Source organism: Amantichitinum ursilacus, from assembly GCF_001294205.1.
In the GTDB taxonomy this organism is placed as follows: Bacteria; Pseudomonadota; Gammaproteobacteria; order Burkholderiales; family Chitinibacteraceae; genus Amantichitinum; species Amantichitinum ursilacus.
The window spans coordinates 45,118-61,158 of the sequence record NZ_LAQT01000002.1 but is presented as its reverse complement, the minus strand read 5'-3'; the positions used below and the strand labels follow the sequence as shown (position 1 = coordinate 61,158).

Annotated in this window: 11 protein-coding genes and 4 tRNA genes; 10 read left to right on the top strand and 5 right to left on the bottom strand. The window is 61.8% G+C overall.

Annotated features, from left to right (window positions below; translation table 11 throughout):
• Nucleotides 1–53: 53 nt before the first annotated feature.
• The gene (locus WG78_RS02590) at nt 54–1,112 is read right to left on the bottom strand and encodes a bifunctional nicotinamide-nucleotide adenylyltransferase/Nudix hydroxylase (protein ID WP_053936633.1); all 1,059 of its coding nucleotides are present in this window, start codon (nt 1,110–1,112) and stop codon (nt 54–56) included.
• Between the two features lie 91 nt (nt 1,113–1,203).
• Complete coding sequence (gene nadA, locus WG78_RS02585) at nt 1,204–2,121, bottom strand: quinolinate synthase NadA (protein ID WP_053936234.1); 918 nt, start codon at nt 2,119–2,121, stop codon at nt 1,204–1,206.
• A gap of 244 nt (nt 2,122–2,365) precedes the next feature.
• Between nadA and WG78_RS02580 the strand changes: the two genes are divergently transcribed.
• The 6 genes from WG78_RS02580 to WG78_RS02555 all read left to right on the top strand — a co-directional run bounded on the left by WG78_RS02580 (nt 2,366) and on the right by WG78_RS02555 (nt 5,046).
• Nucleotides 2,366–2,441: transfer RNA gene (locus tag WG78_RS02580), tRNA-Gly, on the top strand.
• 45 nt (nt 2,442–2,486) lie between these two features.
• Nucleotides 2,487–2,562, top strand: a tRNA-Gly gene (locus WG78_RS02575).
• Between the two features lie 38 nt (nt 2,563–2,600).
• Nucleotides 2,601–2,676: transfer RNA gene (locus WG78_RS02570), tRNA-Gly, on the top strand.
• 65 nt (nt 2,677–2,741) lie between these two features.
• Nucleotides 2,742–2,815, top strand: a tRNA-Cys gene (locus tag WG78_RS02565).
• 178 nt (nt 2,816–2,993) lie between these two features.
• On the top strand, nt 2,994–4,019 hold the full coding sequence (locus tag WG78_RS02560; RefSeq protein WP_053936233.1) for an AraC family transcriptional regulator: 1,026 nt from the start codon (nt 2,994–2,996) through the stop codon (nt 4,017–4,019).
• The gene (locus tag WG78_RS02555; protein WP_053936232.1) at nt 4,012–5,046 is read left to right on the top strand and encodes an SDR family oxidoreductase; all 1,035 of its coding nucleotides are present in this window, start codon (nt 4,012–4,014) and stop codon (nt 5,044–5,046) included. The genes WG78_RS02560 and WG78_RS02555 overlap by 8 nt, the downstream gene beginning before the upstream one ends.
• Nucleotides 5,047–5,083: 37 nt before the next feature.
• On the opposite strand, the gene WG78_RS02550 is transcribed toward WG78_RS02555, so the two are convergent.
• Entirely contained in the window at nt 5,084–5,989 is a 906-nt protein-coding gene (locus WG78_RS02550) for a LysR family transcriptional regulator (RefSeq protein WP_053936231.1), read from the bottom strand.
• Nucleotides 5,990–6,101: 112 nt separating this feature from the next.
• On the opposite strand from WG78_RS02550, the gene WG78_RS02545 reads away from it, so the two are divergent.
• On the top strand, nt 6,102–6,938 hold the full coding sequence (locus tag WG78_RS02545) for an SDR family oxidoreductase (protein ID WP_053936230.1): 837 nt from the start codon (nt 6,102–6,104) through the stop codon (nt 6,936–6,938).
• Between the two features lie 64 nt (nt 6,939–7,002).
• Here the strand turns inward: WG78_RS02545 and WG78_RS02540 are convergent, their stop codons facing one another.
• Nucleotides 7,003–7,728 (bottom strand): glycoside hydrolase family 16 protein, encoded by a 726-nt coding sequence (locus tag WG78_RS02540; RefSeq protein ID WP_236691965.1) that lies wholly within the window; start codon nt 7,726–7,728, stop codon nt 7,003–7,005.
• 179 nt (nt 7,729–7,907) lie between these two features.
• Here WG78_RS02540 and WG78_RS02535 point away from each other — a divergent pair, with 179 nt between their 5' ends.
• Nucleotides 7,908–8,555, top strand: coding sequence for an NAD(P)H-dependent oxidoreductase (locus WG78_RS02535; protein ID WP_053936228.1), 648 nt, complete (start codon nt 7,908–7,910; stop codon nt 8,553–8,555).
• A 31-nt stretch (nt 8,556–8,586) separates the two neighbouring features.
• Here WG78_RS02535 and WG78_RS02530 read toward each other — a convergent pair whose 3' ends face one another.
• On the bottom strand, nt 8,587–9,477 hold the full coding sequence (locus tag WG78_RS02530; RefSeq protein WP_053936227.1) for a LysR family transcriptional regulator: 891 nt from the start codon (nt 9,475–9,477) through the stop codon (nt 8,587–8,589).
• Nucleotides 9,478–9,626: 149 nt separating this feature from the next.
• Here WG78_RS02530 and WG78_RS02525 point away from each other — a divergent pair, with 149 nt between their 5' ends.
• Both WG78_RS02525 and WG78_RS02520 read left to right on the top strand, forming a co-directional pair.
• The gene (locus WG78_RS02525; protein ID WP_053936632.1) at nt 9,627–10,070 is read left to right on the top strand and encodes a (R)-mandelonitrile lyase; all 444 of its coding nucleotides are present in this window, start codon (nt 9,627–9,629) and stop codon (nt 10,068–10,070) included.
• A gap of 366 nt (nt 10,071–10,436) precedes the next feature.
• Complete coding sequence (locus WG78_RS02520) at nt 10,437–15,995, top strand: autotransporter outer membrane beta-barrel domain-containing protein (protein ID WP_053936226.1); 5,559 nt, start codon at nt 10,437–10,439, stop codon at nt 15,993–15,995.
• Nucleotides 15,996–16,041: the final 46 nt, after the last annotated feature.

Genomic DNA, 16,041 nt, shown 5'->3' with positions numbered 1-16,041 from the left:
ATTGCGTTCTTGTTTGCGGCTTTGAATGGTGGGTCTCGACCCACCCTATGCGTTTAGATCTGGCCCAGAAACCAGTTCACGATATAGAAATGGTCTTCAAACAATTGCGCTTCCATGCGGTTGAATTCAAACAGCGGCACCCATTGCGCGCGGTCGGCGTCGTCGCTGCCGCGCACTTTGGGCAAGCCCTCGCCGGTGGGTACCAATTCAAAGAGGAATGCATGCGTAATGGTGCGGCCGCGCAAACTGCGCTTGGGATGATCAAATACGCGATTCGCCCGGATCGAACCCGCTAATACCGGTGCGGGCACTTTCAGCCGCGTTTCTTCGCGCAATTCCCGAATGGCCGCATCGCGCACCAATTCATCGCCATTTACAAAGCCACCCGGCAAAGCCCATAACCCTTTGCCCGGCACATTTTTGCGGCGTACCAGCAAGATATGGCCCGAATGAATCACCACGGCATCGGTAGTGACAAATGTGGGCGGATACGGCGCATTGGCCCACGCTTTGCGGTAATTCTGGATATAGCGATATTCCTCGGCCAATTGCGCATACGTCGCGCCATCGCGAAATTGCTGCAGCCAGCTATATACGGCGTGGGGCAAACGCGGCGCCGATTGCGCAAAGCCGGCGCCGTTATCGTCAAACAAACATTGGCGCACATGGCTGGCGTCAATGCCGGGTTCATCAGCCACTTCCACGCGCTGCCATTGCGGAAATAAATCAAGATACCAGGTATGTCGGCGTGAGGGACTGCCGATGGTGCCAATACGGAATTGCGCCTCGCTTTTGCCGAGGCTAAGCGTATCGACCGCAATGACCTTATCCACCAGGTTTTGGACTTCGGTCACCCATTGCTGATCGTTGTACATGCGGTCAGAACAACCCACCACAAACACACGGTCTTGCCATTCAGTGGGCAAGGCGGCGCGCAGCATGTCTTCGCGTTGATCCAGCGTAAACGGATTGCGCGGGCTGGAGGCCTGGCGTGCCGAGCCGCAAATCACGATCAATTTGGCCGCCTGCTGCATGGCCGCCTCGATCACCTTTAAATGCCCAAGGTGAACCGGCTGAAACCGGCCAATAAACACCAGATAGTCGTATTGCATCGTGCGTGCATCCTCGGCAATGAATGGCGCGGGCGGCATTCCGAGATTGGCCTGCATCTCTCAAAATAGCCGCCCGTGCGGATGGCGCGATTTACGCGTAATAACGTTTCGAGAATTCGAGCATGCGCTCAATCGGCTGGCGCGCCAGATCCATCTGTTCTTCGCTTAGATAATCGATGCGAATGCCTTCGCCCGCCTGCGCGCGTTGCACCGCCTGCGTGGTGTTCAGCTTCATGTACGGGCATTGGTTGCACTGACAACCGGCGTAAATGGGCGCCTGCTCGATTTTCAGATCTGGCCGCGCCAGACGCATGTTGTAGAGAATGCCGTCTTCCGTCGCCACAAAAATGGTGGCATCGGGCTCGCTGGCGTAGCTTTTGATCCAGTTAAGCATGCCGGAAGTGGAACCCACGTAATCGGCCTGCTGCAACACCGGCAGCGGGCTTTCCGGGTGCGCAATCAGATACTTGGCGGTGCTGATGCCGGCAAACGCTTCGTCCAGCGCTGCCTGGTTAAACTTGTCGTGCACTTCGCATACGGCCGACCACAGCGGCATGTCGTAGCCGTACTGAAAATTGAGATAAGCGCCCATATTGCGGTCGGGCGAGAAGATGACCTTTTTACCGTCGGCATAAAGGTGGGCAATGATGTCGTCCACGTTGCGGCTGGTCACAATCCAGTCCGACAGCGCTTTGTGCTCGGCCGACGAATTGATGTACGACACGTGCACGTGGTCCGGATGGGCCTCGCGCCAGGCTTTCAGCGCGGTGACATCGGTTTGCGTGACCAGCGAACAGGTGGAACCGCGATCGGGCAGGATGACTTCGGCTTGCGGATTAAGAATTTTGGCGGTCTCGGCCATAAAGCGCACACCGGCAAACACGATGGTGTCGGCCTGGCATTCTTTGGCGTAGAGCGAGAGTTCCAGGCTGTCGCCGACTTTATCGGCCATTTGCTGGATGTGGGGCTCGGTATAGTAATGCGCGAGCGTGACGACGCGACGGGACATGGCATTCCTCCATGCAGACGTTGTGGATCACCCGACAACGGTTCTGGCTAGACATTAAAAACAGTTAAAACCGTAAAAACGCTTTCAGATCAGGGCTCTTGCACCGCATGGCGTTTCCCGCCATCAACCCAGCCTGCAAGATTAGCACAGCTGTCCGCAAACCAGAGCCCACGCTCATCGCATCAGGGTGTTGACACGCCCAGCGGCCTTCTCCATAATGCGCAGCTCTTGCGGTGAACGCAGTGCGGGAGTAGCTCAGTTGGTAGAGCGCAACCTTGCCAAGGTTGAGGTCGAGAGTTCGAGACTCTTCTCCCGCTCCACTGAACGCACACAGCAAGAACGGTTGTACAAGATGATTTATCCGGGCGGGAGTAGCTCAGTTGGTAGAGCGCAACCTTGCCAAGGTTGAGGTCGAGAGTTCGAGACTCTTCTCCCGCTCCAGTTAAATTGTCGAACACAACCCGCAAACACACTCCGCTGCGGGAGTAGCTCAGTTGGTAGAGCGCAACCTTGCCAAGGTTGAGGTCGAGAGTTCGAGACTCTTCTCCCGCTCCAGATTCAGGATAAAAAGGGAAAGTGCCAATACTTTCCCTTTTTAGTCAGCACCACCGGGTCATATTGGCGCGATAGCAAAGCGGTTATGCACCGGATTGCAAATCCGTGTAGGTCGGTTCGACTCCGGCTCGCGCCTCCAGATACGCTGCTTGAGATTCAGGTAGCTACCGCAAAAAAGCCAACCCAGCCGGGTTGGCTTTTTTGTTTTCTGCGCTGCCGTCAGTTCCTCGGCAGGACCTTCGGCGTCTGGCAGATCACGCGTCTATTTTGGCGCGATCTGATTTGTCCACCCCGGTGCGCCCGCCTATGCTGGCGCCATGCTCAAGCCCTACCCCAACACCTTTTCCTTCGCCCCGGGCATTGCCGCAAAAGTGGGCGTGTCTATCGAACAACTGTGCGCCCACGCGGGTGTGCCGGTGTCGAATGCCTGGCATACCGATGAGTTTTTCCGGATCTGGCTGGCGGCCGAAGCGCAGATCAGCGATCGCGCGGCGGGTTTGCGTTTTGGCGCGGAAGGGCTGGCCCGCGGTTATGGCGTGGCGGCCATCGTCGCGTTGCATGCGCCGGATTTGGGCCAGGCGCTGGTCGCCCTATCGCGCTACAAGCGCCTGACTTGCCCGGAATTGGTCGAAGTGGAAGTGGCCCATGGCGAAGCGGCCGTGCGCTATCGCTGGCTGCAGGCCACCGGCCCGGTGCCGCGTTTGTTGGTCGATACCACGATGGCCTCGTTGCGCGAACTGGTGCGGCGTGGCACCGCCGGCCAGATCGCGCCCATCCGGCTGGAGCTGGCGCGCCCCGTGATGGATGGCGAAATGCTGCACCAGCATTTTGGCTGCCCGATTGTTTTTGAAGCCGCACATGATCAGATGGTGTTTGCGCAAGCCGCACTGGCAACGCCGTTTGTGACTGCCGATGGCGGCGCATTTGCGCATGTGCTGCAGGGTCTTGAATCCCGCCTGGACAGCGGCGAAGGTTATGCCGCGTTGCTGGGCCAGATCCGCGTGGCGATTGCGCGGCAACTTAGCGAAGGCCGCCCCAGCACGGTGGCGGCCATCGCGCGCCGCCTGGGGCTCAGCAGCCGCACGTTGCAGCGCCGCTTGCGCGACAGCGCCACCAGTTTCCAGCAGCAACTGGACGCCGTGCGCCGCATCACCGCGTGCCGCCTGCTGGCCAACACCCCCTTCGACCCCATCGCCGTCGCGCTATTGCTGGGCTACACCGAGCCCAATTCGTTTGCCCGTGTGTTCCGCCATTGGGAACACACCACGCCGCAGCGCTGGCGCGAACAACACGCGGCGCAGCGCCTTGCCCCTCCTGCACCCTCTGGACAACATCATGAATAACAAGCGCATTCTGGTTACTGGCGGCAGCGGTTTTATCGCGGGCCACTGCATTCTGCAATTGCTGGAACAGGGCTATCAGGTACGCGCCACCTTGCGCTCGCTCAGCAAAGAACCGGCCGCCCGCAAAGCGTTGCAGGATGCGGGCATGGTCAACGGCGATCAGCTCAGTTTTGTGACGGCCGATTTGCTCGACGATGCCGGTTGGGACGCCGCCACCACGGAGATCGATGCCATCCTGCACGTGGCCTCGCCGGTACAACCCGGCCATATCGAAAACGAAGACGATCTGATCATCCCCGCGCGCGAAGGCACCTTGCGCGTGCTGCGTGCCGCCCAGGCTGCGGGCATCCGCCGCGTGGTGCTCACTTCAGCCTTCCATGCGGTCAGTTGGGGCCACCCGCAGCGCGGCCAGACCTTTACTGAAAACGACTGGACCAATATCGACGGGCCGGGCGTGGATGCCTATGGCAAAAGCAAAACCCTAGCCGAACGCGCCGCATGGGATTACGTCGCCGACGCAGGTCTGGGACTGGAACTGGTCACCCTGCTGCCGGTGGCGGTGATGGGGCCGCTGATCGGCCACGCGATTTCCGGGGCCAACCATATCGTGCAGCGCATGCTCAATGGCGACATGCCCGGCTTTCCCGACTTGTATATTCCGGTGGTGGACGTACGCGATGTGGCCAGCGCGCACATTCTGGCCATGACCACACCGGCCGCAGCCAACCAGCGTTTTCTGATCTCGAATGGCGCGCCGCTGTCTATGCAGGCCATTGGCGACATCATCAAGGCTGAGTGCGGCGCAGCGGCCAGCAAGGTGCCCACGCGCAAGCTGCCCAGCTGGTTTATCCGTCTGGCCGCGCCGTTTAAACCCGAGCTGCGTCATATCGTGCACGACCTGGGCTACATCAAACAAACGTCTAACGAGAAGGCCCGCAACGTGCTGGGCTGGGCACCGCGACGGGCGCAAATCGCCGTGGCCGCAGCGGCCAGCAGCATGGTGGCCAAGGGCGTGCTGAAGGTTTAAGCCGCCTTTATCCCGGCGCGCACTTTGCTGGCGGATGCTATGGCGCGCCGCCGGCCGCCGTCTCGCGTATCAAATCAATCAACGCGCGCAGGCTGCCCGGCATATGCCGGTTGGCCGGAAAATACAGCATCAGCCCGGGGATCGGTGGGCACCAGTCTTCCAGCACGCTGACCAGGCGGCCGTCGTCCAGCGCCTGGCGTGCGTAGGCTTCGGGCACAAAGGTGATGCCCAGGCCTTGCAGGGCGGCTTCGACCATCAGGCCGCTGTGATCCAGCGTCAGCGCGCCGGGCACATCGATTTCCATTACTTGCCCCCGCTTGCTGAATTCCCAGCGGTAGCGTTTGCCACTGGGCAAGCGTTGACGAATGCATTGATGCTCTGCCAGGCCATCTGGTAGCGTCGGCGCGGGGTGGATGGCCAGATAAGCGGGCGCGGCCACCGCCAGAAAGCGCACCTCCGGGCCCAGTGGCACCGCCACCATATCTTTCGGTACCGCTTCGCCCAGGCGGATGCCCGCATCAAAACCTTGCTCGACGATATCCACCAGGCGGCCTTCCGCACTCAGGTCCAGCTCCACGCGCGGATAACGCGCCCTATAGGCGGGCACCACGGTGTGCAGCAGCAGGCGGATGGCGCTTTCGTTGCCGTTGATACGCAACTGGCCTTGCACCTGGCCGTGCTCACCCGCCACCGCTTCCAGTGCCTGATCCAGATCGTGCAGCAGCGGATCAAGCCGCCGCAGCAGGCGTTCGCCGGCCTCCGTCAGCGCCACACTGCGCGTGGTGCGATGTAACAACCGTGCGCCCAGATCGTCTTCCAGCCCGCGGACGGCGTGGCTAAGCGATGAGCGCGTCATGCCCATCAAATCGGCGGCGCGCCGAAAGCTGCGGTGTTCTGCCACCGCCATAAAGGCGCGCAGGTCTGCGAGGGTGGGTTTGGCCATTGGTGGTTTTATTTCACCGAAACATGCGATTTATAGGGGCTTATCGCAACTATGCTACGGGCCTAGCATGGTCTGCGGAAACCTTTTTCTGATCACTGACCGGAGCTATCTCATGAGCAAAACCTGGCTGATTACCGGCACCTCCAGCGGCCTGGGCCGCGAGCTGACCGAACAACTATTGCAACGTGGCGATACGGTACTGGCCACGGTGCGCAATGTCGACGCGCTGAACGACCTGGCTGCGCAATATGCCGAGCGCCTGCACGTATTGGCGCTGGACCTGACCGACACTCGCGCCATACGCCACACGGTGGCCAGCGCATTTGCGCAAGCGGTCCGTATCGATGTGGTGGTCAGCAATGCCGCCTATGGTTTGCTGGGCGCGGGCGAAGCGTTGAGCGATGCGCAGATCGAACGCCAGATCGCCACCAACCTCACCGGTTCCATCCAGTTAATCCGCGCGGTGTTGCCGCATCTGCGCCAGCAAGGCGGCGGCCGCATTGTGCAGATTTCGTCCGAGGGCGGGCAGATTGCTTATCCCGCGTTCAGTCTGTACCACGCCACCAAGTGGGGCATCGAAGGCTTTATCGAAGCGGTGGCGCAAGAAGTGGCGGCGTTTGGCATCGACTTTGTGATTGCCGAACCGGGCCCGACCGCTACGCGCTTTGGCAACAACCTGGACCAGGCGGAGCCGATTGCGGCGTATGCGGGCACGCCCGCCGACGTGGTCGCCAATATGATTTCGGCGCGTCAGTTTCCCATCAAGGGCGATGCGCAGCGCACCGTAGCCGCCATCATCGCCGCCACCGATGCCGCCAAACCCGCGCTGCGCTTGCCACTGGGCTCCTCCGCCTATGACAACATCACGCGTGAACTGGCCAAAAGGCTGGCCGCCCTGCAGGCATTGCGTGATGTGGCGTATTCGGCGGATGCCGACGCCAGCGCGTAAAGGCTGATGACGACGCCGGCTGGGCATGCGGCCCATGCTCAGCCGTGCGCGAATACGTGGCTCGTTATTGCAATGGCTCAAACGAAAACGAGCGCAGCACCACCTCCACCGGCTGGTGGTCGGTGGGCGCGTCGCCGTGGTCCAGCCACAGGTTGAGCTTCACCGGCATCGGTGTCTGCGGCACGCCGGTCAGATTGCCCGGCGCGTAGTGCCAGCGGCCGATGGGTGCTTGCGCGGTGTTGATCGATTGCCAGCCCTGAAAACTGGCGTATTCGACCGCTTTGGGCGTCCACGTCCACTGGTGCGTGCTGGCATTGCTTTCCAGCAACAGCGGCAGCCCGATGTGCGCCGCTTTGGCGCCGCCGCGCGCGGGGTAAACGGTCCAGTTAAGCCGGTTGGCGTTATCAGCTTTGCCCCATTGTGAGAACTCGATGTCGATCTCGTTGGTGCCATCGGGGCCGGCATAATTAAAAAAGCCGAGGATGATATTGCGATCAAACAGATCGGGGCGGCCGCCCAGTTCCACCTGGTAATGGCCAAAGCCCAGCGCCTGCTTTGAGGTGACCTCGGCGCAACGCCACGCGCCGTCGGCATACACAATGCGCAAATGCAGACCGTCATGGTCTACCCACACATTGCGCTCATCCCACAGATTGGGTCCGGGGCCGCCGCTGCCCGTGCGCACCGTCCACGTGTAGCCGGAGAATTCGATATCGCGTGCCTGGGCCACGCCTGTGGCGCACGCCAGCGCCAGCCCGGCACCGGCTAGCCATACAGCGGCTTGGGTCATGATCGATTCCGCACGAATGAAAACCGCCACCATGCATCAAGCCATTGAAATTGGCCAGTGCTCCGCAATATTGAGGTCTGTGCGCCCGCCGCACGGCCTGCCCCCGGCAGCCCGGCGGTGGCAATAAAACACGCGACCGCGCCGATCAGCCCGATTCCACCCTACCAGGAAATACATTCATGTCCGATTCCTCCAGCCTTAAAGGCCGTCTTGACTGGCGCTATGCCGCAAAAAAAATGGACCCGTCGCGCGTTGTGCCGGCCGACAAGATCGAGCGCATCATCGAAGCCGCGCGCCTGGCGCCGACCTCCAGCGGCTTGCAACCGTTCGAGATTTTTGCGATCAGCAACAAAGAAGTCCGCCAGAAGATCCAGGCCATTGCATGGAATCAAAGCCAGATTACCGATTGCACCAAGCTGCTGGTGTTTGCCGCCTGGGACAACTACACCGCAGAACGCATCAACCATATGTTTGATCTGGTGAACGAAGTGCGCGGTTTTACCAATGAAGGTTGGGAAGCCTACCGGCAGAAACTGCTGACCAGCTATCCGCAACGCGATGCCGAGGTCAATTTCCAGCATGCCGCGCGCCAGGCGTATATCGGCATGTCGGTGGCACTGGTGGCGGCGGCGTATGAAGAAGTCGACAGCACGCCAATGGAAGGCTTCGACCCCACCGCGCTGGATGAAATCCTGGGCCTGCAACAACGCGGGCTGCGCAGCGTGGCGCTGCTGCCGCTGGGCTATCGCGATGCCGAAGGCGACTGGCTGGTTAACCTGCCCAAAGTGCGCCGCGCCCGCGAAGCGTTTGTCACTGAAATCGATTAATGGCGATGCGGGGCGCTTGCGCGGCGGCGGTTCAGTACCGCTTGAGCGCCTCGATCACCAGCGTGACTGCGCGTGAGGCCTGGCGGCGACTGGTGTAATACAGATGGTGGCCCGTATAGGTGGGAAACCAGCCCGGCAGCACCCACGCCAGCCGCCCCGCCGCCACCTCGGCTTGCACCAGTTCTTGCGGCAGCCACGCCAGCCCCATCCCTTCCAGGGCAGCATCCAGCATCTGATACGTGGTATTGAGCACCAGTTGCCCATCCACCCGCACCAGCACATCGCGCCCGTCTTTGCTTAATTCCCACGGCATTAATGACTCGTGCGTGGGGAGGCGCAGATTGATGCAATTGTGCTGCATCAATTCTTGCGGCGTGGTCGGTGCAGCATGCGTGGCCAGATAGGACGGCGCACCGACAATGGCCATGGTCAGGTCGGGGCCGATGCGGGCAGCGATCATGTCTTTTTCCACCTGATCCCCCAGCCGCACGCCGATGTCGTAGCGCTGCTCAACGATATTGGTCAGGCCGTAATCATTGATCAGCTCTACGCGTAGATCGGGAAATTGCCGCAGCAGGGGGCGCAATCGCGGCCAGACATACGCATTGGCGGCGTAATCGGTGGCGGTGATGCGTACTGTGCCGCCGGGCTGATCGCGTAATTCACTGAGCGATTCAAGTTCAAGATCAATTTCTTCAAAGCGCGGCGCGATGGCGGACAGCAGACGCCGCCCCGCCTCGGTGAGCGCCACGCTGCGGGTAGTCCGTGTGAGCAACGCCAGGCCCATCCGCGCTTCCAGTGCTTTAACCGTGCGGCTGAGCGCCGATTGCGACATGCCCAGTTGAGCCGCTGCGCGGGTGAAATTGCGTTCGCGCGCCACCGTCATAAACGCCAGCAAATCGTTGAGGTTCTCGCGAATCATAGATTCATGCTCCATGGCATAAGTGCATCCCGATTTCGCCATCTTATCGCGCGCGCGGCACGACGATACAGTAGCCACAAGCTGACGACAGCAGGATCGATTGATCCATGCCGCCGTCCCCTATGACGCTCTGCAAGGAAAATCGCTCCATGGAACTCAAACGCGTAGGCTCGCAAGCCTCCATCAAAGGCCCGGAAGCCTGGTTTACCGGCACGGTGCGCATCGATCCGCTCAACAACCCGCCCGCCCCGGCCCGCACTTCGGTTGCAGCGGTTACGTTTGAGCCGGGCGCGCGCTCGGCCTGGCACACCCATCCGTTGGGCCAGACTTTGCTGGTGACCGCCGGTTGTGGCTGGACGCAATGCGAAGGCGAACCCATCGTGGAAATCCGCGCTGGCGACGTGATCTGGTGCCCGCCCGGCCACAAACACTGGCACGGTGCATCAGCCACTACGGCGATGACCCATCTGGCGATTACCGAAGCGCTCGATGGTGTGAATGTGGTGTGGCTGGAGAAGGTGACCGACGCGGAATATAACGTCGGCCCGACCGGCGATGGCGCGGCGTGCAATCAGGGCCATACGCACGGCTGAACCGGCCCGGCGCGCTGACGCCGAATTCCCCCGCACGAGCAAGGGCTGCCACCAATCGGGCAGCCTTTTTTGTTGCCTGCTTCACAGTGGCGCGGCCTCCTCCCCCTGGTGTGAGCTCATAGCCAGCGATATTCCCGCAAGCTCAGAAGCCTCCTACGGCCCTGCTTCAGGGCCATCCACCAAAATCCGCCCCACGCTGACGGCGGTCACCGGATGCGGCAGCCCGGTCTGGATGTTCCACCCGCTTTGTCATGCCCTCCCATCAGTGACCCCACGGGGTAGCACTGCGCCGACATGTCATGGCATCCCTGCCAACGATTTCCGGTTTTGTGGCCCCGACTAGCTTCACCAGAGGAAAGCCATCAAATGAACCGGATTCACAAATGTGTATGGAGCCAGGCCCATAACGCCTGGCAAGTTGCGTCTGAACTCGCGCGCGGCTGCGGCCCGACCACGGCGCAACCGTTGTGCGCGGTGCTGGGTAGCGCGGCGCTGGCCAGCAGCATGATGCTGGCCGGCGCCGCACAGGCCGCCACGCCCATCCCCAGCGCCACCACCACGGTCAAACTGACTGATCTCGATGCCAGCAGCACCAGTTTTGCGGCTGCCGCCGACACGGTCATCAGCGCCTCGGGCGCTGGTCTGAGCGGGGACAAATCCAGGGACTGGACGATTACCAACGCGGGCAAGATTACCGGCAGCACGATCGGCGTTTCGCTCAGCGGTAAAAGCGCGGGCGGCTCTCGCCTGGACAATGCGGGCACGATTGAAGGCAAAGGCTTTGGCGCTGCCGGTGCCGGCGGCGGGGTCGTCTTGCTGAATGGCGGCATGGTTCACAACCAGGCCGGCGCAAGCATCATTGGCGGGTCGGATGGTATTCATTCCGATAGCGCAGACACCGCCATCGTCAACGAGGGCGCCATTGTCGGCAGCAACCAGTCGGGGGTGCATTTCAACCGGGGCGGCACATTCACCCAGGCAGCAGGCGCCAGCACCAGCGGCTTTTATGCTGTCAGCGTCAACGCCAGCGCCAGTGAGGGCGCGTTTATGCTTGACAATGCGGGCACGCTGGTTGGCACCAATGCCAATGCGTTATCGGTGCGCGCCAACACGGTTTCCACGGTCACCAACCGCCAGAGCGGCGTGATCAAGGCCACCGGCTCCGGTGACGCCATCGAAGTCATCAATGGGGGCGATCTGGCGCTGAACAACGCGGGCAGCATCAGCGCGGTACAAGCCGCTGGCGTAAGGGTCGATGGCACCAGCACGGCCACGCTGCGCAACAGCGGCGAAATCAGCGGCGCGACTGGCGTCATGCTGGAAGGTGACGGTAGCCAGCTGATCAACTCGGGCAAGCTGACCGGTTCAGCCGGCGACGCCATCAGCATGGCGGGCAAAAACAATCGCGCCACGCTGGTGGGCGGCAGCAACATTACCGGCAATATCAGCGCCACCGGCAGCGGCAACGTGGTGCAGCTGGGCGATGACCCACTGGCGGCGGGCCAGTACGCAGGCAGCTTTGGCGGCCAGGCCGATCTGGAAGTCAAAAGTGCGTGGACGCTCAGTGGCAAAGGCAGCCAGGTGCGCAATGCTGTGGTCGATGGCGAGGCCAATCTGACCCAGGCAGGCGACTTTACCACCCAAGCCGCCTATACCACGCACGCCAAGGGCAAGACCACGCTGGCGCTGGGCTCCACCCTCAAAGTAGGCGGCGCGTTTAGCCAGGACGCCGACAGCGCGCTGGCCATGAGCATCGACAAAGTCGCGGGTACGCCCGTGATCACCGCCGCCAGCGCCAGGCTGGGCGGCAGCGTTACGCTGAGCCAAAGCGCCAAAGTGCAACCCACCAGCGCCACCGCTTTGTCCGCACTGAACACCACACTGATCCACACCACCAGCGGCATCAGCGGCGACTTTGCCAATGCCAGCGTCACCATGGCGGATGGCCCCGATTATCTGAACGCGCGACTGGGCAAATCGGCCGATCAAAAAGATTACAACCTGAGCTACGGCCTGGCATGGCTGGCGGGCGATGCGCAAGCCAATGGCCGCTTTACCCTGGCCAATGCCAGCGATGCATTCAATGTGGACGTCGCGCTCGACAACCAGGCCGCCAACGGCAGCACATGGGACGGCCACAGCCTGACCAAAGCCGGCGCAGGCACGCTGACGCTAAGCGCAGCCAACCGCTACAGCGGCGCAACGCGCATCGAAGGCGGGGTGCTGAAAACCGCCATTGCTCAGGCGTTTAGCAGCAGCAACGGGCTGGACATCGCCAGCGGCGGCACTTTGATGCTGAACAATTTCGATCAGACCGCCGCCAACCTCAGCGGCGCGGGCAAGGTTGAACTGGGCAGCGCCACGCTGAAAGTGGTCAGCGCGTGGGATACGCGTTTTGATGGCGCGATGTCGGGCAGCGGCGGGCTGATCAAGTCCGGCACCGGCGTGCTGGAACTGGGAGGCGCCAACAGCTATAGCGGCGCAACGCAAGTGGACAGCGGCACTTTGCGCGTGCTGGCTGCATCCCCCGCAGCAGGCAACGTCAATATCGAACGCGGCGCTACGCTGGATCTGGGCTTTGGCAACGCAACGTATAACAACGTGTTGTCAGGCACGGGCACCGTGCAGGTCAGCGGTAACGCACTGCAACTGGCCGGCAACAACAGCAATCTGACCGGCACGCTGCATGTATTGGGCAGCGCCAGCGCCAGCAGCGACAGCAATCTGGGCAGCGCCGCCATTCAACTGGATGGCGCCAACAGCGCGTTGACGATCGCGCCAACCGCCGGCGCACTGACGTTTAACCATGCGCTAAGCGGCAACGGCACGCTGACCACGCAACTGGCCAACAAGACCGATGCATTGGTGCTGGGCAGCAACGTCGGCGATCAGTTTGCCGGCACGCTGGCCGTCGCACGCGGCACCGTGGCACTGGGCACCAATGCAGCGGCGGCGCTCAGCAAGGCCACTCTGCAACTGGATGCAGACAGCAACGCCAGCTTTGATACCAACCGCAGCATCGGCAATCTGACCCTGAACGGCGGCACGCTGCAAACCGCCAGCAAAGACTTTGTGCCGGTTGGCGTGCTGACGGTGGGCAATCTGCAAGCCAGCGCAGGCGGCACGCTGGCGATTGATGTGCCGACGTCATATGCCCCGCAAGCGGCGGCCACCAACAAATCGTTGTTTGATCAGGACGACCAGGTCGAACAACAAGTGGTTAAAGCCACCGGCGCGGTGACCGGCGCCGGCGCGCAACTGGCGCTGACCCGCCGTGATGGTTCGACATTGGCAGGCCAGCAGGTTGATCTACTCAATGACGGCCAGAAAGTGGCCGTCGGCACCTACAACTACACCGCCAGCGTGCGTGACGGTGCGGATGCGGGCATTACGCTGGGCTACAACCTGGCGCAGATTGATCTGCAAAGCGGCCAGGCGCTGGTGCTGGATAACGCCAATGCGCAAGACAACAAACTGGGCGCGCGCATCACCGGCAGTGGCGATCTGCACGTGAATGCCACCGGCGATGTGGTGCTGGCCAATGCGCAAAGCGACTACACCGGCAACACGGTGCTGACCCAAGGCAACCTGGTGGTCGGCAGCAACAACGCACTGGGCAACACCCAGGCGCTGACCTTGTCGCAAAGCGGCAGCAAGGTGGATCTGGCGGGTAATACGCAGCAAGTGGGCGCGCTGAACAGCGTCGCGGGTTCGGTGCTGGATCTGAACGGCGGCACGCTGTCGATCATCGATACGCTGCGGCTGGCAGGCGGCAACAATGGCGGCCTGATTGCAGGCACGCTCACCGGTGCGGGCAATCTGTATATCGACCCGAGCGTCGTCACCATTACCGACGCCAACAGCGGCCTGACCGCGACGACCACGCTGGCCGATGGTTCCGAAGTGCGCATGGCACATGTGCAAGGTCTGGGCAGCGGCGACATCGTGCTCAGCGGCGCCACCGACACGCTCAGCCTGATTGCCGCCAATGGTGCGGCGGCGCAAGGTGATCTGGCCAACCGCATCAGCGGTGCGGGCGTCATCCACGGCGAAGCCACCACCGCCATCAATCTGACCGCCGACAACAGCGGCTTTAGCGGCGAGATCAAGATTGACCCGAACGCGCAGATGACCGCGGCAGCAGCGCAAAATCTGGGCAGCAGCCACATCAGCAACGACGGCAAGCTGGAACTGAACACCAGCGCGGACTGGACGCTAAGCAATGCCATCGCGGGCAGCGGCACGCTGGTCAAGACTGGCGGGGGCGCGCTGATCGTCAACGAAGGCCTGAGCTACAGCGGCGATACGCAACTCAACAGCGGCGTACTGATCGTGGGCGACGCCAGCCATGCCAATGGCCGTCTGGACAGCACCGGCACCGTGCAGGTTGCCAGTGGCGCGACGCTGAGCGGCCATGGCGTCATCGCGGGCGCGGTCATCAACGATGGCACCATCGCGGCGCTGAATGGCGCATTGCTGGCGGCCCACAACGGCGGCAACGCGGCGGGCAACCTCAGCGTGGGCAAGCTGACCAACAACGGCGTTATCGATCTGACCGGCCAGCAAGTGGGCAACACGCTAACCGTTAACGGCGATTACGTCGGCAATGGCGGCCTGCTGCGGGTGAACACCGTGCTGGGCGGCGATGATTCGGCCACCGACAAGCTGATCATCACCGGCAACAGCAGCGGCAACACCAACGTGGAAGTGCTCAACGCCAAGGGCGCGGGCGCGCAAACCGTCAATGGCATCGAAGTGATTGCGGTGAAGGGCGATAGCGCAGGCCAGTTCAAGTTGGCCGGGCGCGCGGTGGCTGGGGCGTATGAATACGATCTGTACCAGGGCACGCCGACGCAGAACGATGGCAACTGGTATCTGCGTTCGCAATACACCGGCCCGAACCCGGATATCGATCCGGTGCCGCCTGCACCACCCGCTCCACCCGTCCCACCCGCCCCCGAAAAAGTGCGCCCGGAAGTGGGCGGCTATCTGGCCAACCAGTACTTTGCCAGCACGCTGTTCAACACCACGCTGCATGATCGCGCCGGCCAGACCCGCTTTAACGAAACGGGCAGCCCGTTCGCGTCGCAATCCTCAGGCTGGGCGCGCATTGCGGGGGGCGAGTTTGATAGCCACGCCGCCCACAATCGCATCAGCACCGACACTGACACTTCGCTGGTGCAATTGGGGGTTGACCTGTTTGATGGCCAGCGCGACGGGCAGCGCCTGGTGGCCGGTGTCATGACCGGTTACGCCAAGGCCAGGAGCAGCAGCAAGGCTTATAAGGTCGACGCCAAGGCCGAGTCGGAAACCAGCGGTTACAGCGTGGGCGTGTATGCCACGTGGCTGGGCAATGGCCAAGGCAACGCACGCCGCACTGGGCCGTACGTGGATAGCTGGCTGCAATACGCGTGGTTTGACAACTCGGTACAAGGCAACGCCCTACCGGAAGAAAAATACCGCAGCCATAACTGGACCGCGTCGGTGGAAGCCGGTTATGACGTGCCCCTGGTCTATGGCGAAAGCGGTTCGTTCTTCCTCAAGCCACAAGCCCAGTTAATCTACACCGCGTTTAGCCAATCGACGCATGTGGAACAAAACGGCACCGTGGTTGATAGCAGCGATCTGACCGGTCTGCAATCGCGGCTGGGCGTGCGCGTGTACGGCAACATGCACGACAACAGCAAAACGCAAACCCAACCGTTTGTGGAAGCCAACTGGCTGCACGCGTCTAAAGTGGGTGCGATCAGCATGGACGGCGCCCGCATCGACAACGGCGTGCCATCCAACCGCTACGAGATCAAGTTTGGTCTTGAACGCCAACAAAACCCGGACTGGAGCTGGTGGTTTAACGTCGGCTTCCAGAACGGCGGCGACGGCTACCAAAGCCTGCAAGGGATGTTCGGGTCACGCAATCTGTGGTGACGCGGAAGGTAGTGACATAGCAAACGCCGGGCCTTGGGCTCGGCGT